Annotated in this window: 18 protein-coding genes and 1 tRNA gene; 9 read left to right on the top strand and 10 right to left on the bottom strand. The window is 40.0% G+C overall.

Translation table 11 applies throughout. The features are described from left to right. Positions 1–149: 149 nt before the first annotated feature. The 10 genes from G496_RS0110715 to G496_RS0110655 all read right to left on the bottom strand — a co-directional run bounded on the left by G496_RS0110715 (position 150) and on the right by G496_RS0110655 (position 10,576). Positions 150–1,070, bottom strand: coding sequence for an FkbM family methyltransferase (locus tag G496_RS0110715; protein ID WP_027179293.1), 921 nt, complete (start codon positions 1,068–1,070; stop codon positions 150–152). A 681-nt stretch (positions 1,071–1,751) separates the two neighbouring features. Further along, the gene (locus G496_RS0110710; protein ID WP_027179292.1) at positions 1,752–2,729 is read right to left on the bottom strand and encodes a caspase family protein; all 978 of its coding nucleotides are present in this window, start codon (positions 2,727–2,729) and stop codon (positions 1,752–1,754) included. 79 nt (positions 2,730–2,808) lie between these two features. Beyond that, entirely contained in the window at positions 2,809–3,411 is a 603-nt protein-coding gene (locus tag G496_RS0110705; RefSeq protein ID WP_027179291.1) for a hypothetical protein, read from the bottom strand. Between the two features lie 70 nt (positions 3,412–3,481). After that, a complete protein-coding gene (locus G496_RS0110700) occupies positions 3,482–4,309 on the bottom strand; it encodes a DUF4384 domain-containing protein (RefSeq protein WP_027179290.1) in 828 nt (275 codons plus the stop codon). Beyond that, a complete protein-coding gene (locus tag G496_RS21125) occupies positions 4,296–4,598 on the bottom strand; it encodes a hypothetical protein (RefSeq protein WP_156900633.1) in 303 nt (100 codons plus the stop codon). The genes G496_RS0110700 and G496_RS21125 overlap by 14 nt, the downstream gene beginning before the upstream one ends. 577 nt (positions 4,599–5,175) lie before the next feature. Next, positions 5,176–6,177 carry a caspase family protein gene (locus G496_RS0110690; protein WP_027179288.1) on the bottom strand — a complete coding sequence of 334 codons (1,002 nt, stop codon included), beginning with the start codon at positions 6,175–6,177 and terminating at the stop codon, positions 5,176–5,178. 2,283 nt (positions 6,178–8,460) lie between these two features. Continuing rightward, positions 8,461–8,772: a HigA family addiction module antitoxin gene (locus G496_RS0110670; protein ID WP_027179285.1), complete on the bottom strand. Its 312-nt coding sequence runs from the start codon at positions 8,770–8,772 to the stop codon at positions 8,461–8,463. A gap of 13 nt (positions 8,773–8,785) precedes the next feature. Continuing rightward, the gene (locus G496_RS0110665; RefSeq protein ID WP_027179284.1) at positions 8,786–9,064 is read right to left on the bottom strand and encodes a type II toxin-antitoxin system RelE/ParE family toxin; all 279 of its coding nucleotides are present in this window, start codon (positions 9,062–9,064) and stop codon (positions 8,786–8,788) included. 37 nt (positions 9,065–9,101) lie between these two features. After that, entirely contained in the window at positions 9,102–10,319 is a 1,218-nt protein-coding gene (locus G496_RS0110660) for a tyrosine-type recombinase/integrase (RefSeq protein ID WP_027179283.1), read from the bottom strand. A gap of 180 nt (positions 10,320–10,499) precedes the next feature. Beyond that, positions 10,500–10,576, bottom strand: a tRNA-Arg gene (locus G496_RS0110655). Between the two features lie 178 nt (positions 10,577–10,754). On the opposite strand from G496_RS0110655, the gene G496_RS0110650 reads away from it, so the two are divergent. From G496_RS0110650 to G496_RS0110610, 9 genes are all read left to right on the top strand, one after another. Next, a complete protein-coding gene (locus tag G496_RS0110650; RefSeq protein WP_027179282.1) occupies positions 10,755–11,798 on the top strand; it encodes a hypothetical protein in 1,044 nt (347 codons plus the stop codon). Next, entirely contained in the window at positions 11,795–12,253 is a 459-nt protein-coding gene (locus G496_RS0110645; protein ID WP_027179281.1) for a hypothetical protein, read from the top strand. Before G496_RS0110650 ends, G496_RS0110645 begins: the two co-directional genes overlap by 4 nt. A gap of 184 nt (positions 12,254–12,437) precedes the next feature. Beyond that, positions 12,438–13,682, top strand: coding sequence for an HD domain-containing phosphohydrolase (locus G496_RS0110640; RefSeq protein ID WP_027179280.1), 1,245 nt, complete (start codon positions 12,438–12,440; stop codon positions 13,680–13,682). A 243-nt stretch (positions 13,683–13,925) separates the two neighbouring features. Continuing rightward, entirely contained in the window at positions 13,926–15,083 is a 1,158-nt protein-coding gene (locus G496_RS0110635) for a THUMP domain-containing class I SAM-dependent RNA methyltransferase (protein ID WP_027179279.1), read from the top strand. 137 nt (positions 15,084–15,220) lie between these two features. Continuing rightward, positions 15,221–15,589 carry a response regulator gene (locus tag G496_RS0110630; protein WP_027179278.1) on the top strand — a complete coding sequence of 123 codons (369 nt, stop codon included), beginning with the start codon at positions 15,221–15,223 and terminating at the stop codon, positions 15,587–15,589. 99 nt (positions 15,590–15,688) lie between these two features. Then, on the top strand, positions 15,689–16,660 hold the full coding sequence (locus tag G496_RS0110625; RefSeq protein ID WP_027179277.1) for a PhoH family protein: 972 nt from the start codon (positions 15,689–15,691) through the stop codon (positions 16,658–16,660). 12 nt (positions 16,661–16,672) lie between these two features. Then, positions 16,673–17,119 (top strand): rRNA maturation RNase YbeY, encoded by a 447-nt coding sequence (gene ybeY, locus G496_RS0110620; RefSeq protein WP_034633022.1) that lies wholly within the window; start codon positions 16,673–16,675, stop codon positions 17,117–17,119. A 199-nt stretch (positions 17,120–17,318) separates the two neighbouring features. Continuing rightward, entirely contained in the window at positions 17,319–18,296 is a 978-nt protein-coding gene (argF, locus tag G496_RS0110615) for an ornithine carbamoyltransferase (RefSeq protein WP_027179275.1), read from the top strand. 21 nt (positions 18,297–18,317) lie between these two features. Further along, a complete protein-coding gene (locus G496_RS0110610; RefSeq protein ID WP_027179274.1) occupies positions 18,318–19,547 on the top strand; it encodes an argininosuccinate synthase in 1,230 nt (409 codons plus the stop codon). Positions 19,548–19,788: the final 241 nt, after the last annotated feature.

The raw sequence follows: 19,788 nt of genomic DNA, 5'->3' as shown, positions 1-19,788 counted from the left end.
TAATAGAGGGTTGCAATATTCACCCACAATACACCCCCGCATACTCCACGCCTACATGAAACTTTTTGAGGGCGTTGGTATGAATTGGTGTTTTCGTGTATATAATTGGTGGAGTTTTTTGAGTTATTTATCTTTAATTAACATTTAATCTAAATAATTTGGTCTAATTTAATCATTTTGGGGTTGAAATTATCGTCTGCAATAAAAAACCAGTCTTTATATTTTTTATCTGGAATAATAGAATCATGTTCTTTCAGTCCTTCGGCAGTAATAAGAAATTTTCTATATGAAAAGTCTGTAAGAATTTTATCATATATTTCGAAATTTTTAGCCCTCATTAAAACTTCACAGATTATAACAGGTTTAATTTTTTTAAGTGTTTCTAATCCATTATTAAAGATATCTACTTCTGTGCTTTCTACATCGATTTTAATACAAGTCTTCTTACCAATATATTTAGGAATGCAGAGCTGATCAAGAGTAATAATGGGAACATTAACGTATTCACTGCTGGTTACAGAATCTTCAACAGAAAGTGCAGTCGGCATTTCACTAGAAATTTCGTTGCTTGGAGATTTGAATACTCCTTCTACCCCAATTCCTGTAAGTCTAGCGTCAATTATGCCTTCAAAATTGTTCAGTTTGATGTTGTTAATGAATATTTTATTTGCTTCTAACAAGATATCAAAGGCTAGTATTTCTGCGGTAGGTTTAGCCTTTGCCGCAGCCAGTGCGAATAGTCCAGAGTTTGAACCTATATCAAGAATAATTTCAGATTCCATTGCGAATTTCACGAACAGATCCAAAGCAATTCTATCTTCAGCTGGTTCTCGTCTTCCACTGGTCCAAAAAAATTTTTTAGCAATGCTGCAACGTTCAGGGCGGCACATATTAAAGTTACCTATTGGCAACAATACTGGAACAATAATACCTGGCTTTACAGGTAACCGGCTTATCCAATCACGCTCTGTAGAATAAAATTTACGAATAAATAAACAAAATTTATTATATCCGGGTAAATACGGCACGGTTATTTTGTATAATTTTTTAAGGTAAGTGCTGAATTTCATAATTAAGACTCCATTTTTTTATGGCGAGATGCATATGGTATTTATTGTTTGACTTGTTAACAAATTTTAAGAAAATAAATGTTAAATTTACTTGGCCTTATCTGATTGTTGCGACAAAAGCTAATAAATTTAATGTGATCTAGTAGTTAAGTATAAAACAAGATATCGTTATCTAATCAAATACTTTCTTGCAATGAAAAACATAAAATCTTCTGCCATAGGGGGGATTTATTTTATTCATATAGCACCGGCCCCCAGTCACCAAATCAAACCAATCAGGATAATATTCAATTTTCATAATCATTTAACAAGTTGAAATTAAAGTATTTTTGCCAATTTACGGACTTGACGGTCCACTGTTCAATGTAGTTTTTTTCGTACACCAGAAAACAGGTAATTGAAGGCGGGATTATAACTTATATGATGGCGGGTAGAGTAGTTGTCAGTGGAGCACTGAATCATTTTGATACATACTTGTTTATTTGTTTTAGCTTTAACCATGTGTAACTTACTATTAATCACAAAATTAAAGGGTTAACTCATTTGTAGAGTTAACCCTTTAATGTTTATTAAGTCCAATTAATTTTGGAAGCGTTTGATATTGTTGATGGTGATAATATATAGCTATTTTTTGACAGATATCAGCTATAATATAAATCTTATTTTAGCTTTTGAAATGTTCTATTTTAAATAAACTATTACATTACTTTTATTGTCTGCAACAAAAACTGGGTGTTGTTCCATGCCGTTCAGTCGTCTAGCTCTGTAGCTGACCTGAGATTGAACATAATTTTGTAATTCCAACATGGTTATGTCTTTATCTTTATTAGTATCAGCTTCTCCTTGTAGACCTTTTATAAAGTAATAGGTGAATAAGCTATGCTTCATTTTAGGATACCAATTACTAAGTTCTCCTACTGAAGTACTACTGATGAGGTAAGATTTTTTTAAATTTTTAATGTGGCTGCTTGTTTTATATAAAGCCGGGGAAACGTTTTTAAATAAAGCTCCACCACCAGAATCTCCACTGAAGCAGGCATCAAGTATCACAAAGTTTTGTACTGAGGGTATTTTACCTAGATTTTTATAAAGCGTATCTACAGAATATCCTGTTTCAGATATATAACTTACGGAAGCATCCACAGGGACAAGATAAGCGCCTTTTTTATTTAAGCTCGGTGCTCCATGGCCAGAGTAGTACACAATGACTTTTGATACATTAGGCTTTACCCAATTATAAAGTTTTCCTTTGTAGTTTTTTTCAGAGCCAAATATAGAAATCATATTAGCCTGAGTTGCATCTTCCAAATAAATGATATTTTCCGGTAAGATACCAAGCAGTTGTATAAAGTTTTGTTTAACTGCTGCGGCATCGGATGCGGCAAAGTTGACATCCGGAATACCTGAATTGTACCGACTGTAATTCTTATTGCCTATAATAACTGCAATAGTCTCAGGACTTTTTGTATTGGCGTCAGGTATATTTTTGACCAGCTCTGACGCTGATTTTTGTTTAACTTTTGTCTTTTTTTTGTGTGTTGACGAGGCTACCTGACTATAATTAATTTTTACTGAACCAACAGGATCTCTATATTCGTATTTTCCGCAACCTGTCAGAAGTATTAACATGCCCATTGCTATAGCTAATTTATGAATCATATTATTGCCTTGCAGTGTTTTTTATACAAATAGTATTATTGGTTTATGTTTTACTATTTTTAAAAAGAATTGACGTAACTTAGTCTTCTTCCAATATTTTTATGATTCGCGGTAGAGAATTGCTTACAGCATCGGTTAAGGCATTTCGTGCAGCCACGCCATATAGCTCGTTGGAAATAACAGCAGATCGTTCTTGTCCTTTACCTTCAACTCTAACAGTGGCTATTTTTTCATCATCACCCCATATAATTACATCAAAAGAGACCTCAGCTACTCCACCTAAAGTCATAAAACCCATATCAGTGTCTATAACTAAATTTTTAAAAGAGAATGATATTCCTTTAGGAACTGATTCCGGCATACTCAGGATTGTTTCTACTTCATATCCGGCCGCAGCAAGCTCTTCTGCATAGGCATAGGCTATCCAATCTCCAATATCAGAAGCAGTTACGATATCAGCAGTTTCCATTCCTGCGGAGTTTTTAACATTACCAATTATTTTAAGGCCTTTCTTATTTTTAGGTATATTACTTACATCTTGTGGCTTTTCGATATAAATTTTACCTTCATGTCCGGATTGTATTATCTTTCCGGGATGATAGGTCAGTTCAACATCACGATCTACGAGGGCGCACCCTGAAAAAAAAGAAAGTGACAATAAAATAATGAGTAACCGTTTCATAACTCCACCTGTTTTAGCAGTTAATGCACTGTCGCTAAAAAAATCAGCGTCCCCCGATCAATTATAATGATTAAAAGTAAACTTCGTATGGAAGTACTTTATCTTCTGATAAGTGTGCTACTTTTGAATATTTTTTGAAGAATGAACAAAAGTCATATTGTTCATTAGGGATAAAGCAGTCTAACCAGGATATTTGTTCATTGGTGTGCATGGCAGCTATCATAAAACCTTCAGCATCGTGTTTATGTCCATCCATGGTAACCATTGTTAATTCCATACCGGATTCTGGACGGGGGAACAGTAATGTTGCTGACTGTGAAATTACATTTTTTGAGTCGTAGTCTTGGGGAAAGAGCATAATAACTTTATTGTCGGCAGTGATGTTAAAGATAGCTACTTCTGCTCTTTTTCTTGAACTGACGGTAATAAAAGATTTTTCACCATACTTGAATACGGATTTATTAAGTTTGGCCTTTAGCCCGAGGTGAGTTTTTTTAGGATTAGTAATTACTGTGGATGTTAGTTCCACTCCATAGACAGGAATGGGGGGATTATCAGCCACTTGATGTTGACTGATAGGCAGCCATTTGACTTTTTCTGCGATAATGAATCCATAAGAAAAAGATTTAATAAAATTTGCTGCCACTTTTCCATTTGTAACCAGGGTAGAAGATGAAACCGAAACACCGGCAGCTTTTTCTATTGCAGCGGATCGCGCTCTTTGTTTTGCAAGGTAGCTGGCCTGATCTGGAGTCATACCAACAATTGCGCATGATCCTGTTGTCTTAACTATTTTTTGTTCCGCAAAGCATAAATTTGAAAAACCGAAAATTAATAACCCGATAAGAATAAGAAGTGATGGTGCTTTTTTTATAAAAGAATAATTACTTAACATCATCAATCAGTCCTTTCACTAAATCACTGACTCCACCGGAACGAAGCCCCAGTTTCAGGCATACTTCAGCTTCACCAGACTTTTGATCATATTTTTCACCACAGACTGAAGCAAATTTTATGGTTCCTTGGCTTTTCGCTACAATGGAATCCATATCAACTTTTCCATTTTTGATCGAAGTGCTTCTCTCAATCTGTAGGCCGTTGATAATTCCAATCAGTTTTGCCTGAGCAACTGATCGTGCAGCGAGCAGGGCCATATATTTAGAGTCTCCATGCCCATAACCAACCACTTGAAAATGTCCGGCATAGAAAGCTTTTTGTTTATCAGTAATCTCTTTAAATGATTGATTTTCGTCTGCAAAAGAATGTTGAACAATTATGAGACAGGAACTAAATATTAAAACTCCCAGAAAAGTTTTTTTGAATAATTTTAATAAGGTTATTTTCATGTAGGTTATAATATAACATTTTAGCAATAATTGAAAGGCGTTTTTTTAAAGATTCCATAAGATAACAGATCAACTTGAGACCAGCCGACCTCAGTGAATAAATCACACCAATCGGGATGATCTTACTTTTCAGGATTCTTTAACACTCTGAAATTGTGGGGGGCAGGGGGGAATTATTCCTACTGTGGGTAGTATCTAGTGTGGAAGGAGCGTCATATTAACTGGTTAATTCGTTTTTAGAGTTAACCAGTTTTCGTTTTTTTGCGGTGTGATTGTTGTGTGATGTGGTGAGACAAAAGTTGGGGGATTATGTGTACAATCTTTATTTTGTTTTTGAGGTCAGAGAATCTAATGGTAAGTCCCTTGATGGGGCTCATTCGTTAGGACAGAATATTTTGTGACATTTTAATGATCACAACTATTTAAAATATACTAGCGCGTTGTTCTTGTCTTTTGCAATAAAAATTGGATGTTGCTCTCTTCCTGTTAATCTGCGTGCTTTATAGTTGACCTCATTAGTTACATAATTTTGAATTTCCCCAAATGTAATTCGAGAGTCAAGGTTCATATCAGCTTTTCCATTTAGTCCATCAAGTAAATAGTAGGTAAACAAACTATGTTTTTTCTCTGGATACCAGTTGCTTAGTTCTCCTACTGATGTACTACTCATTAAGTAAGTGCGTTTAATATTTTTTATATGTGAACTTGTTTTATACAAAGCTGGAGAAGCATTTTGAAAAAGAGTTCCACCACCAGATTCTCCACTAAAGCAAGCATCAAGAATAACGATATTTTGAGTAGAAGGAATCTTGCTTATATTCTTGTATAATAAATCAATTGAATACCCCGTGTCAGAGATATAGCTAATATTAGCATCGACAGGCACTAGATATGCCCCCTTGTTATTAAGGCTTGGTGCACCATGTCCTGAATAGTAAATAAAAATTTCAGATTTTCCAGGTTTTACCCAATTATAAAGTTTGCCTTTAAAATTTTTGCTTGAACCAAAGATAGAAATTAAACTGGCTTGGGTTGCATCCTCAACATATATAATATTTTCAGGGTTTACCCCTAATACATCTATGAATGTTTTTTGGGCTGCTTCTGCATCATTGTGTGCAAAATCAACGTTAGGAATGCCGTTTTGGAACTTTTTATAGTTGGCGTTGCCAATGATTACAGCAATAGCATTAGGACGTTGTATATTACTTTTATTTTTGTAAGTGAGATTTTCAGTTTGAGTAAGTTTCAAAAGCGTGTTGTTGGGGGTATTCTCCTTCATTCCTTTTTGTTTGTATTGATCGTTATAATATTGCGATAAAGTCGTGACTTTATCTTTCGCAGAGTAATAAGCCGTCTTTCTGCCGCAGCAACTAAGCGTAATCATTATTATCAAAATTAAGAAAGTCTTTTTAAACATTTTATGATCCTATTGTGGCTTTATTAATTTCTTCAAATATATTTTCTAGTAAATCATAAGCAACAACTACAGCATATCCTTTGGGGTCTGTATAATAAAACATAGCTGAGGATTTCATTTCATCCTTAATTTTACCATCCCATGTGCTCCAATCAGATTCACTGTCGAAAGATAATTTTTTATATACGGCTGCTGTCCTAGGGTTATATATAGATATTTCACCCGCCCAATCATTTGTAGGAATAACAACTAACGCTGCGGTTACTGTTTGATCTTGGACTATTGCACCACTAGCTATTGGCCTACCCTCAAGATAGTGTGCATTAAATTCATTTGTTATTTGTCTGTCAAAATGAGCTGCTAGGACGAAATAGTTAGATTCCTGAGTAAAATCAAATTTACGGTCAAGTACGATAATACACCTAAATATTTGCTCTTTGTTTTCATTAATACAAATTTTAGCCTCAATAACTACGCCAAATTGAACATCAGATCTTATGTGGTCTTCGTGGGGATTAAAGGGATTAGTGGCATAAAGTCGTTGTCGGTCTTAGTTTCTTCAATTACGGAAGCAACTTTATTTATTGTTATATTAACTCTGTAGTCAGCAGAAGATGCTTTTCTTGTGACCTCCGCGCCATTTTTTTTAGCAGTGTAATTAATTTTTTTTCAATATGCCGGTTTCTTAAAACTTTTTCTCGTTAATTTTTGTTGTAATGAAATTGTACTTTTGCCATCTGAAGTCACCAGATTGGGAAAAGCTAACATTGACATGAATTTTACGACCTTTTAACGAACTAAAAGAGAAATCATGCTGTGGAAGTATTTTTTGTATGTCTGTTGAGAAATCTTTTTCCGTGAATTGTGCAACGTGGACTGGCGCACATCCAAATAGAAAGCTTAGTATAGCAAGAGTAGTTAATATTCGCCTCATATTATTATCCTAAATTTTTTTTAGTTAATAAAAGTTTTAACTTATTTTAAATCAGTGCATATTATATTTATTATTTTACATAATTGTAAAACTCTATATATCTAGATTAGTAGCTTTGTATGGAACATACGTAGCCGTTGTTATCTTTTGCATATCAAAATATTTGTTAGAAAATTTGTCTGAGTCATAGAAATGTTAGGACTAAATATATCTGTACATGCAACGCCTATTGTTTTCGGAAATGCTGCTATACAAAATTATTCAATGTCAACTTTGTACTTAGCTAGTGTGAACATAGCCAAATTTATTCCTGAAATTAGGAGAGGGAAATAAGAAGTTTTTTCCTGCCTCAATCATATTTTAAGATTCCATGTGAATTGGAAAAAGTCTTGTAACTGAAGCATCTGCTGCAAGATATTGCTGATCTGTCATGGATGATAAACAACATACTGTAATTGTTAAAAATTATTTTATGACGTCTTTCAGCGTGACTATTCTTATATGTCTTAATTATCATAATATATATAATTATAGTATATGAAGAATAATTGAAAGCTTTTTTATTTTAAACAATATTTCAGCTCGCCGTCATCTTCAATCAACCTGAGATCAGCCTTCCACTAGAAATAAATCAAACCAATTAGAATAATTTTAATTTTAAGTATCATTTAACAATCTTAAATTGTGGGAGATTTGTTGATGATAATCTATTCCTTTTAAATTTATGGACAACTCCAAGTGGAATTAAAAAAATTAGCACAGTGATTGAGATCAATCTTGATAAAAATCAAAAAGATATTTTAATTAAATGTTTACAACTACAGGATAAAAACAAAACGGCCTAGCCCCTTTTCTTCCTTACACTAGTCACATATCCATCAGAACCAATTGTGACTGCTAACTGTCTCCACCCAATATGGCACACCGACATCCACCAAAAATCCCCGGCACACACCAGAGTACACACAAGTGGTCCCGGATTTTGCTCTATTATATCGTAAGTCTTAGCCTTAAAACAAGAAAAGCCCCGTAAAAACGGGGCGTAAGACGTCCTATTGGACTGTATGATTTTATATAGTGGTGGGCCATCACATCCGCACCATCGAACAAAAAGCTCAGAGGCAGAAATATAGTTACTAGGAACTGAAAAAGTATTCATACCAAAGCTCTCCTTTAAGCTCATCCTTAAAAAATGCAGGGTCAGCTATCAAGGAAACTGACTTTACGGGAGCGACCCTAGACCCTGTAAGTATGTTTACAACAACACCCTATATCCTACTTTCAGTGCAACAGCATAGGCGGGGCATCTCTATCTTACTGGAAAGTATTGCGTCATGTGATAAACTGGTTTACTCGCTCAACTCTGAGATACCCGGCAACGGGGTCACATCAAGAAAGCTTGGTGTATTGTTTTCTGCCTCCCAAAGATCACGCTTACGCTGAAGATTGAGCCATAAATCAGGTGTGGTATTGAATGCCCGTGACAGTCGTAAAGCCATTACAGGGCTTACGCTGGTTTTTTCATGAAGGACTTGTGATAAATGCTTACGGCTTACCCCAAGATGCGCAGCTAAGGCTGTTACTGTCAGCCCTAAGGGTTCCATATAGTCATATTTAATAATTTCTCCGGGGTGTGTCGGCCTGCGTGTAGTAGTGTGCATAGAGCCTCCTTGCTTAATGGTAGTCTTGATAGTTCACAACATAGGCGTTGCCATTTTCAAATTTGAAAGTCAGCCTCCAGTTGCCTGAAATTTTAATAGAATAGTGGTTTATAAGATTTCCCTTTAAAGGATGAAGTCCAAAGCCCGGTGCATTCATATCTTGAATATCTAAAGCGGAATCAAGTCTATCAAGGATTCGGCCTAATTTTGATGCATGCTTGGACTGAATTCCTCTTGTTGTTCCGGTATTGAAGAAATCTTCTAGCCCCTTATGGGCGAATCCTTTAATCATAATGTAACCTCTCAGGTAACAATGGTCAATATACGTATTAAGCTCTTTTCTTAAACGGAATCACACTTCCACCATCACGGAGGCTATCGAGATAATCTGAGAAAATTTGCATCATTCTGGTTCGTTCTTCCATATATTGGGCATGATCATAAGCAGCTCGAACTTGGTTTGTCTGTACGTGCGCAAGCTGGCGTTCGACCATATCTTTAGGCCAACCAGTTTCATAAAGCAGGGTAGTGCATGTTCCACGGAAGCCGTGATAACAAAGCTGTTCTTTAGTATACCCCATGCGGCGTATAGCTGTGTTGAGGGTGTTTTCAGAAAGAATGCTTGAATTATTCACAACGCTAGGAAATACAAATTTTGATGGATTATTAAGCTGTTTCACTTCCTTAAGAATTGTTAGAACTTGATTTGAAAGTGGTACGATGTGAGGTTTGCGCATTTTCATGCGTTCTGCTGGAATTCGCCACTCTTTGCGGTCAAAATCAATTTCATCCCATTTCATTCCGCGAATTTCTTTTGAACGTGTAAAAGTGTACAACCCGACACGTAAAGCCTGTTTTACAATATAATGCCCAGAGTATTCTTCGATATACCGTAAGAGTTTTCCTACTTCCATTGGATCAGTGAGAGCCGCCCGGTGTTTTCTGCTTTTTGTTATTGGAGGCAAAGCCCCTTTAACAATCTGTACCGGGTCGATTTCTACCTTATTGATAAAGACTGCATATTTGAAAATTTGCGAACATAAAGAAGCAACTCTGTGTGCGGTTTCAAGAGTGCCCTTAGCTTCAATTCTTTGAAGTAATCCAAGTATGTCTTTAGGGGAAATTGCTGAAATGGGCAGGTGTCCGATGTAGGGAAAAACATGATTTGAGAGACGGCCTTCATTGGTGCGGTACGTTTTTGTGGTCCACGATTCGCTGTTTTTTTTCAGCCATGCCCGCGCCACCAGTTCAAAAGTATCATTTTGTGCTTGTGCTTCAGCCAGTTTAACGTTTTTTGCCTGCTTCGGGTTAATTCCATTCTTAAGAGTCCTCGACGCCTCCATATGCTCTATGCGGGCATCAGCTAGACTTACTTCGGGATATGTACCAAGAGTCAGCATGGTAGCTTTACCGTCAAATCGATAGCGATAACGCCAGAACTTTTTACCAGTAGGCTTTACTTCAAGGCATAATCCACCTTGATCAGCAATGCGGTACAGTTTGGCTTTGGGTTTGGCGTTTTTTACTTGTGTGGCAGTAAGTGTCATTTGCATCTCCAATTTTGTGAGTATGTCTTTTGGGAATATACTCGACATACTCACAAACATACTTACAAAAAATGGGTATGTCTATACACCTTATGAGAGTGTATGACACAAATGACAAAAGAAAAGCCCCTGAAATTCAGGGGCTTAAGACGTCCTATTAGACTGTATGATTTTATATAGTGGTGGGCAATACAAGATTCGAACTTGTGGCCTCTAGCTCCGGAGGCTAGCGCTCTATCCAACTGAGCTAATTGCCCACGAGGTTGAAGTTGATATACCTCATCGCTTTTCCATGTCAAGCAAAACACCGGGATCTGTTCGTTTCTTTTTCATTTTTTCCTGCCGGCGGACATGAGTCGGCTTAAATATGTCCGCTTACAGACGCAGAATATAGTTAAAGGGCATACTTTAACTACTATAAAAAGGAGAAGTTCGTTGAACAGAGGGTATATCAAACTCTGGCGCAGGATTGAGGATAATGTTTCATGGAGCAGGGGGCTGGCCTACCGTGGTCTTATGCTTTCGCTTCTGGTCAGAGTCTGCCGCAAGAAGACAGCTTTTCGAGGGGTGGAGCTTAAATGCGGTCAGACCGGGATAGTGGTCTCCTCATGGTGTGCGGAACTCGGGCTGGACCGCACCAGCCTGACACGCATGCTGAAAAAACTGCAAGCCGACGGTTTTATTAAAATTAGCAGCAGGGCCAACAGGTTTACAATCATAACCGTGCCGAACTGGGACAAATATCAGTCGAGCACCATGATCGATGGAAAAATAGTTTCCTCAGACCATGTTCAGCCACTGAGACAGCAGGACAACCTGCCGAATGCTCATCCGAATACTCAAGCGATTGCACAACCGAATACTCAAGCGATTGCTCATCCGAATACTCAAGCGATTGCACAACCGAATACTCAAGCGATTGCACAACCGAATACTCAAGCGATTGCACAACCGAATACTCAACCGGGAACTCAATCAGCAGCTCAACCGCAGACGCTTTCATCGCCGCAATGTGAGCTTCATCCTGCAAGCAATGTCTGTAGCAGCACGGCATCATCCGGTGCCGCAACAGAACAAGATATAAAGAAAGAAAAGAATAAGAAATCTCTCTCTCCTGATTCTGTGGCAGAGCCAGTGCAGAACCCTGATGGAAAAATCTCAGGAGCAAAGGAGAGCGGGTGTGACGGCTTTGATCTTTTCTGGAAGGAATACCCGCGCAAGCAGGGCCGTTCGGCCGCCTTAAGGGAATGGAAAAGGCTTCACCTCAAGAATCTGCTCCCGGACCTTGATAATTTACTTTCAGCACTGAACACCCAGTCGCTTACCAGCCAGTGGCAAAGAGAAAAAGGACGCTTCGTACCCTGTGCTTCGCGCTGGCTCAAAGAGGAAATGTGGAACGACTGTCCGCAGCCCGGCAATGAATTGATAAGCGAAAATGAATTTCTAAAACTTGCACAGCTTCAGAGGAATAAAAAATGACCGAAGTTGAATTTCTCGACCTCTGGAAAAAAATACATGCTACATTCGGACTTGATGGCACTGCTCCGGGACGGCTGGACTCTTTTAACAGCTGTCTGGACAGAGTCAGGGCTATGTCTGCGGATTCACGGAACTATATCTTGCAGTCTTTTCAGAATCTGGATCGTCTGCCGCTGAATATTGGTAAAACAGCACAGGAATATTACCGGCTGTGGCAGGCTGACAAAAAAAATTATCTGGAAAAAAATAAACCTGTTTTTTTAAAAAGCGATTGCCCGCACTGTATTAATGGCTATATTTATGCCTCAAAGGATAACAATTGTGGTCAGAAATGTGTCTATACCTTTGCGTGTGGACATTGCGGGAAGGGGAGTGCTGGTTTTATCACTGCGACCCGTGAAAAAATTCTCGCAATAGGGTATGAAATAGAAATGCCTGTAAGTGCGGCGCAGTAGAGAATTTACAAATCTGAAGACGTCCCGGCAATGATTGATTATGGTCTGGTTTTGGGTGTATCAGGTGACAAGTTTTTTACCAGTAAGACTCGTTTTATAATCATACGATTGTTCTGCTGACAATGATAGGCATTGCCGTTTCCGGATTCTTTCGATGATTTTTAAGTATGTATGAGGTTGGGAAATGAGTGAAAATTTAGGTGTTCGGTTAATCGAGCTTATCAAGTCGCTTTCACTTGGCATGGATCTGATTTCGTCAGCAGTCAGCAACCATCATGTCAGAGTAGGATTTCTGGCAGCACGTCTTTCCCATCAGCTTGGCTATTCCGCAGAGGTTCAGCGCGATCTTCTTTTTGCCGGGTTGATGCATGATGCTGGTGCTCTTTCATATCGGAGCCGGCTGGATGCCCTTGAGTTTGAAACTGACGGCATTGTTCATTGCGAAGCCGGTTACAGACTGGTCAGACCGTATCCAAGATTTTATTCAGTCGCACAATATATCCGCCACCATCACGATAAATATGCTGATATAAAAGATAAAAACAATTTTACTCTGGAGTGTGGCAATGTTGTTAATCTGGCTGACAGAATTGATGTCCAGATCAAAAGAGATGTTCCGTCAGCAGGGCAGCTGGAAAGGATACGCCAAAAAATTATCGAGAAAAAAGGTATAATGTTTAATCCCCTGCATGTTGAAGCATTCTGCGATTTGTCTGTTCAACCGGGATTTGCTGATCAGCTTGATAATCCTCAGGATAATCTTTTCACTCTGGCACCCGAACATCTTGAAAATGAAGAACTCAGCCATAACGAGCTTCTTGAGTACACCAGACTTTTTTCTAAAATTATTGATTACCGCAGCAGTTTTACGGCAACCCACTCCAGAGGTGTGGCTGAAATCGCCGGAACGCTGACCTGTCTTATGGATAGCCCCAGCATAAAATGCGACTACATGCGTATTGCAGGTAATCTGCACGATCTCGGTAAGCTGGCTGTCCCGGAATCTATTCTGGAGAAAAACGGGCCTCTCAAGGATGAGGAGTGGACCGTGATGCGCAGCCATCCAAAATATTGCCGTAAGATTTTAAGCGCGGTGCAGGGTTTTACAAATATCACGGAATGGGCCTGCAACCACCATGAAAGGATTGATGGCAAAGGATATCCTTTCGGGCTTACAGGAGCTGATCTCAGTCTGGATTGTCAGGTTCTTGCTGTTGCCGATGTTTTTACCGCCATAACCGAAGATCGGCCTTACAGAGATGGAATGCCTATGGATATAGCCCGTGCCGTGCTTAAAGATATGTCCGGTTCTGCGTTTAGCAGCGATGTTGTTGACCTGCTTCTTGATAATTATGAAGATTTGAACTCAATAAGAAAGGTGGCTCAATCCAACGCGAGGAAAGAGTTTTTTGATCTTTATGAAGCATAATGGACCCTTTTTTTAATCTATTTCTGTCAAATTTACCTTAATTGTTGTTTTTTCCCTCCAATGACAGTATGTCACCTCAAATAATGGTGGTATATGTTTTTTGGGGGGAATAATTTTTTCTGTGGGAAGCAAAGTTTTCGCATCTCCTGTTTTTATTTTATTCCAAACAATTTTTATGATAATAATTACTATAAGCGCGAGTTTTATAAAATTCGTGACGATATTCTATGCTGAAGGGATGCAATGCTTGATTTTGAAAGAAAAAGTATAGTTCTGGTTACCTGTCCGAAAGGTTTTTCTCCATATCTAGCCAAAGAGCTGGACAGAATGGGTTTTAAAATCAGGGAAGAAAAGGTTGCCGGAGTAGAAATAAAAGCTTCATTAAACGAATGTATGAAGCTTAATCTTTATGTTCGTTCCGGTCACAGGGTTTTATACCAGCTTAAAAGATTTCAGGCTTCCACTCCCGAAGAACTGTACGATAATGTCAAATCAATAGTCTGGGAAAGGGTGCTAACCTCTGACGATTATCTCACAGTCACTTCCTCTGTGAAAACGGAAACTGTTAACGACTCCAGATTTGCCAATGTAAAAGTTAAAGACGCAATAGTAGACAGAATGCGTGAAGTTACGGGAAAACGTCCACATTCCGGTCCTGATCTGTGCGGCATAATTCCTTTTCTCTATTGGCGCGACAGTGATTGCGTGGTTTACCTTGATACATCCGGTGAACCGCTTTCGAGAAGGGGATACCGTAAATTTCCGCATAAGGCTCCTTTGCAGGAGACTCTTGCCGCGTCCATCATTTCCGCAACCGGCTGGTTTGGAAAGGGCAATTTTATTTCTCCCATGTGCGGTAGTGGAACTCTGGCTATAGAAGCCGCTCTTATCGGGCTTAACGGAGCACCCGGACTTTTGCGGGACGATTTCGCCTTTATGCGTTTGCCCGGATATGATGAAAATTATTTTGATCAGCTCTGCGCCGAAGCTGAACAGAAGGAACGCACTGAAATTACAGGCAGAATTATCGCCACAGATATTGACCCGGAAGCGATTGAAGCCGCAAGGAAAAATGCCCGCGAAGCAGGTGTTGAACATCACATTGAATTTGATGTATGTGATTTCAGGAAAACAGAGATTCCTGACAATGGCGGAGTTGTGGTGATTAACCCTGAATACGGGGAACGTCTTGGCAACCCTGCCGAGCTGCAAAACACATATTCGGCCATAGGCGATTTTTTAAAGACCAGTTGTCAGGGCTATAGGGGTTACGTCTTTACGGGTAATTTTGACCTGGCTAAATGTGTCGGGTTAAGATCGTCCAGAAGAATACCTTTCTACAATGCAAAAATAGAGTGCAGACTTATTGAATATAAGATTTTCAGAGGAAGCATGAAGTAGCATATTGGGTTTATAATAGCCTTTCTATATTGTTTTTGTAAGCTTTTTTGAGTGAATACTAGACATTTAATAAATATTTAATGTATATTTAAAACATACGTTTTGAGATTGATTAAACTGTTTTTTAGGAGAAACTGATGCCCCGAATTCTTGTAGTTGATGATGATCCCATTTCACGCCAGATCCTGCGGGCGATGTTTGAAAATGAGCATTATGAGGTAGAAGAGGCTGAAGATGGTGTTGAAGCTCTGAAATTATATTCTGACAGCGATATAGATTTAGTTGTGACGGATATTTTTATGCCGGAAAAAGAGGGTGTCCAGACTGTAAGGGAATTAATGAAAGAAAATCCTGATGTTAAAATCATTGCGGTGTCCGGAGGAAGTTCCTCGGCCAATTATGATTCTCTGGACTGGATAAAAATGTTCGGCGTCAAATATACTTTCACCAAACCTTTTAACTCCACAGCTCTTCTGGCCGCAGTAGAGGATCTTCTTTCTGAATAAAGACTTAAGCCCCGAATCCGTGAAAATCATACTCAAAACGGTTGCATATTCCGCTTTGGTGCCGTATCTCTGCCTGATGTTTTTCGTCAGGACAAAGAAATGAATAATTCAGATAAAGTCTGCGTCAAACTGGAGTTCGAGAGCATCGAGCTGGCCAGTACCCTTTTCGGGCCGCAAAATTCAAATTTAGAAAGCATTGCCGCAAAATCAGGTGTTCGTATAGACAGCCGGGGCAGCAGTCTTGTTTTTCAGGCTGCCAGCGAAGAAATTATTGATCCCGTTGCTAAAACATTTTCTCAGCTCTACGGGCTGATGAAATCCGGCAAAGCAGTTTATCCTCAGGATGTGGAAAGTGCCTACCGCATTCTTTCCCGCGATCCTTCGGCCGATCTCGGCAGTATTTTCAGGGACGAAATTTTTGCTGTTTCCCACCGCAAAACGCTTATCCCGCGTTCTCTGGCCCAAAGGGCTTATTTTTCAGCTGTAAGGGAAAGCGATATGACTTTTGCTCTTGGACCGGCAGGAACAGGCAAGACATATCTGGCGGTGGCTATGGCGGTCCATGCGCTGACCCGCAAAGAAGTTAAAAGGATAATACTGACCAGACCTGCGGTTGAAGCCGGAGAAAAGCTGGGCTTTCTGCCCGGCGATCTGGTGGAAAAAATTAATCCTTATCTACGCCCTTTGTATGATGCCCTCTACGATATGCTTGATCAGCCCAAAGTTCTGGAAATGCTTGAGGAGAATACTATTGAGATAGCTCCGCTGGCTTTTATGCGCGGCAGAACTTTAAATAATGCTTTTATTATCCTTGATGAAGCCCAGAATACCACTCCTGAGCAGATGAAAATGTTCATCACCCGCATGGGCTTTGGCTCAAAAGTGGTTGTGACCGGAGATATCACCCAGATAGATCTCCCGGACAAGCACCGCTCAGGTCTTGTAAATGCCGCTAAAATTCTGCAGGGTGTGGATGGAATAAGCTTTATACGTTTTGATGAATCAGATGTCGTCAGGCATCCGCTTGTTTCCAAAATTGTCCGCGCTTATGATCTGGAAGATAAAAAATAGACCGGGTTTGCAATGGCCGATATAACTTATGATACAATTCCGCATCCACTTTTCCCTTTAAGCAGGGGAGAAGTTGAAGACGCTGTGGAACTGCTGGAAAATTTTTTCGGCATGGAAGAACTAAATTTCGGTTTGAGAATTGTTGATGACGGCAGAATTGCAAACGTTAACAGTGCTTATTTGAATTGTACCGGACCTACGAATGTGCTCAGTTTTCCTTCTACGGAAGATGGAAAAGGCGATGAGCAGGGAAATCTTGGTGAAATCGTTCTTTCTGTGGATACTTTGAACCGGGAAATAAAACTTTACGGTCAAAATCCGGAAGAACATTTTGTCAGACTGCTTACCCATGCCCTGCTGCATCTTATGGGCTACGACCACGGTCCTGAAATGTTTTCCATAACTGATTCCGCTGTAGAAAGCGTTTCCCCGGACCTGCGACTGCGAACTCGGGGCTGATCGCTTTAAAAGAATCATCGGTCAGCCCTTTCAACAGGGACGAGCTTTTCCGGCCTTTCGTCCTGAAATCATTGAACATGGAAATGGCCGCGGGATATTCCCGGTGTCCATATTGTGGTTTACAAGAGTTTATGACTCGGGCAATAATATCAACCTTTATTGCACCAAGTCTCATATTTCACGATCAGGAGAATTTCGCATGATAAGACACATGCTGCGCATCAATGACATTCCTCGTTCCGAACTCGGTCAGCTTCTTTTAAGGGCTAAGGAACTCAAGGATAATAAAATTAAAAACGATGTCCTCAAAGATAAAACAGTTATTCTTATCTTTGAAAAGGCTTCCACCAGAACCCGTGTTTCATTTGAGGTTGCCGTTCATCAGATGGGCGGAAGCACTGTCTTCATGACTCCCAATGAATCCCAGCTGGGCAGAAGCGAACCGCTTGAAGATACCGCACAGGTTCTTTCAAGATATGCCGATGCACTTGTGGTCAGAACTTTCGGACAGGAAAAAGTCCGCACTCTGGCCGAGCATGCTTCCGTGCCGGTTATCAATGCCCTTACTGATAAATATCATCCCTGTCAGGTGCTGAGTGATATGCTCAGTATTTACGAGCGCACCCCGGACCTTTCCAATGTTCACGTTGCCTGGATCGGCGATGGAAACAATATGGCTCAGTCATGGATCAATGCCGCTATCTATTTCCCGATCTATCTGACCATGGCTTTCCCCAAAGGTTATGAGCCCGACCCGGAAATAATCGCGCGTGCTCTCGGCATGGGTGCCAAAATCAATATGTCTTATGATCCTAAGGAAGCAATCAAGGGAGCGCATTACGTCAACACCGATGTTTTTGCTTCCATGGGACAGGAAGAAGAACAGAAAAAGCGTATGGAAGCCTTCATGCCGTTTCAGGTGAACAGCGAACTGATGAAGCTCGCTGATCCCGACTGCAAAGTAATGCACTGCCTTCCTGCACATAGAGGTGAAGAAGTCACTGCTGAAGTTCTGGACGGTCCGCAGTCTATTATTTACGATCAGGCTGAAAATCGTCTGCACATGCAGAAGGCTATTCTTGAATGGGCTGTAAACGGTCTGGAAGTTGATCTTGAAGCGGTAAGCAAAGTTCTTGCACCCGTTCCCAATGTCGCTTCCGTTCACGCTGTTGAATAATTTTAAAAGGATTATTTAAAAATGAGCAAAATAGAAAAAGTAGTACTGGCTTATTCCGGCGGTCTTGATACTTCCATCATTCTTAAATGGATCAAGAATACCTATGATTGTGAAGTTATCACCCTCACAGCCGACCTCGGTCAGGGTGAAGAACTGGACGGTATTGAAGAAAAAGCTCTGAAGACCGGCGCTTCCAAAGCCTTCATCGAAGACCTTCGTGAAGAATTCGCCCGTGATTTTATCTTTCCGTGTTTCCGCGCTTCAGCAGTTTACGAAGGACGTTATCTGCTTGGTACATCCATAGCACGTCCGCTTATTTCCAAAAGACTTGTGGAAATTGCCGAACGTGAAGGTGCTCAGGCTGTTGCTCACGGTGCCACAGGTAAAGGTAATGATCAGGTTCGTTTTGAACTGGCTGCCATGGGTATGAATCCCAAATTGCAGACCATTGCTCCGTGGCGTGAATGGGATCTGGAATCACGTTCCGATCTGGTTAAATTTGCTGAAGAAAACGATATTCCGGTTCCGACCACAAGAAAAAAACCATGGTCTATGGATGCCAACCTTCTGCATGTAAGCTTTGAAGGCGGAGAGCTGGAAGACCCTTGGAATGCTCCTTCTCCTGATTCATACAGACTGTGTTCTCCCATTGAGAAAGCTCCTGATGAACCGGAAATTATTACTATAGATTTTGAACAGGGTAATCCTGTAGCCATCAACGGAACCAGCTATTCTCCGGCAGCTCTGGTGCAGAAGCTGAATGAGCTTGGCGGAAAACACGGCATAGGCCGCGTAGATATGGTTGAAAACCGTTTTGTCGGCATGAAATCCCGCGGTGTTTATGAAACTCCCGGTGGAACAATCATGCATGTTGCCCATCGTGATCTTGAAGGTCTCTGCATGGACCGTGAGATGATGCATCTGCGTGACAGCCTTATTCCTAAATATGCAGAGATGGTTTACTATGGTTACTGGTACGCTCCTGAAAGAATTGCTCTTCAGGAAATGATTGACAAGAGTCAGGAAAAAATCACCGGTACTGTAAGGGTAAAACTTTACAAGGGTAATGCTATCCCTGAAGGCCGTAAATCACCTTACTCACTTTACCGTTCTGATCTGGCCACCTTTGAAAAGGATGATGTCTATAATCAGAAGGATGCCGAAGGCTTTATCAAGCTCGTCGGACTCCGCCTCAAAGGTCACACTGCTGAAGCAGGCAGCAACTGGCTCGGCGGTAATAAAGAAGATTAATCAGCTTAAAGATTATCAGCGGGTCGGATTTTTTCCGGCCCGCTTTTTTATAGTGTGGCCGGGTTTATAGATTTATAGCCATACATATTTCCCTGAATTTTCTGATTGTGTTACTTATAATTTGCTAAAGCGATTTTGGGAAAGCAGGAGGACCGCTGGGCAGACAGTTCTTTTTATGCTGGGCTGTGTAATCATCGGGACCTTTTTTCCGCTAGCATGAGGCAATTGATAAAAGTTAAAC

The sequence above is a fragment of the Maridesulfovibrio bastinii DSM 16055 genome (assembly GCF_000429985.1).
GTDB classification, from domain to species: domain Bacteria; phylum Desulfobacterota; class Desulfovibrionia; order Desulfovibrionales; family Desulfovibrionaceae; genus Maridesulfovibrio; species Maridesulfovibrio bastinii.
The sequence above is the reverse complement of the archived record's forward strand: the minus strand, read 5'-3'. Positions and strand labels throughout refer to the sequence as shown.

Bases quoted from the DNA above. Each gene is read 5' to 3' on its own strand.
- G496_RS0110630 (WP_027179278.1), top strand. From the start codon at position 15,221: ATGCCCCGAATTCTTGTAGTTGATGATGATCCCATTTCACGCCAGATC.
- G496_RS0110645 (WP_027179281.1), top strand. From the start codon at position 11,795: ATGACCGAAGTTGAATTTCTCGACCTCTGGAAAAAAATACATGCTACA.
- G496_RS0110640 (WP_027179280.1), top strand. From the start codon at position 12,438: ATGAGTGAAAATTTAGGTGTTCGGTTAATCGAGCTTATCAAGTCGCTT.
- G496_RS0110625 (WP_027179277.1), top strand. From the start codon at position 15,689: ATGAATAATTCAGATAAAGTCTGCGTCAAACTGGAGTTCGAGAGCATC.
- G496_RS0110715 (WP_027179293.1), bottom strand. From the start codon at position 1,070: ATGAAATTCAGCACTTACCTTAAAAAATTATACAAAATAACCGTGCCG.
- G496_RS0110610 (WP_027179274.1), top strand. From the start codon at position 18,318: ATGAGCAAAATAGAAAAAGTAGTACTGGCTTATTCCGGCGGTCTTGAT.
- argF (WP_027179275.1), top strand. From the start codon at position 17,319: ATGATAAGACACATGCTGCGCATCAATGACATTCCTCGTTCCGAACTC.
- G496_RS0110710 (WP_027179292.1), bottom strand. From the start codon at position 2,729: ATGATTCATAAATTAGCTATAGCAATGGGCATGTTAATACTTCTGACA.
- G496_RS0110670 (WP_027179285.1), bottom strand. From the start codon at position 8,772: ATGCACACTACTACACGCAGGCCGACACACCCCGGAGAAATTATTAAA.
- G496_RS0110690 (WP_027179288.1), bottom strand. From the start codon at position 6,177: ATGTTTAAAAAGACTTTCTTAATTTTGATAATAATGATTACGCTTAGT.
- G496_RS0110665 (WP_027179284.1), bottom strand. From the start codon at position 9,064: ATGATTAAAGGATTCGCCCATAAGGGGCTAGAAGATTTCTTCAATACC.
- G496_RS0110635 (WP_027179279.1), top strand. From the start codon at position 13,926: ATGCTTGATTTTGAAAGAAAAAGTATAGTTCTGGTTACCTGTCCGAAA.
- G496_RS0110660 (WP_027179283.1), bottom strand. From the start codon at position 10,319: ATGACACTTACTGCCACACAAGTAAAAAACGCCAAACCCAAAGCCAAA.
- ybeY (WP_034633022.1), top strand. From the start codon at position 16,673: ATGGCCGATATAACTTATGATACAATTCCGCATCCACTTTTCCCTTTA.
- G496_RS0110705 (WP_027179291.1), bottom strand. From the start codon at position 3,411: ATGAAACGGTTACTCATTATTTTATTGTCACTTTCTTTTTTTTCAGGG.
- G496_RS0110700 (WP_027179290.1), bottom strand. From the start codon at position 4,309: ATGATGTTAAGTAATTATTCTTTTATAAAAAAAGCACCATCACTTCTT.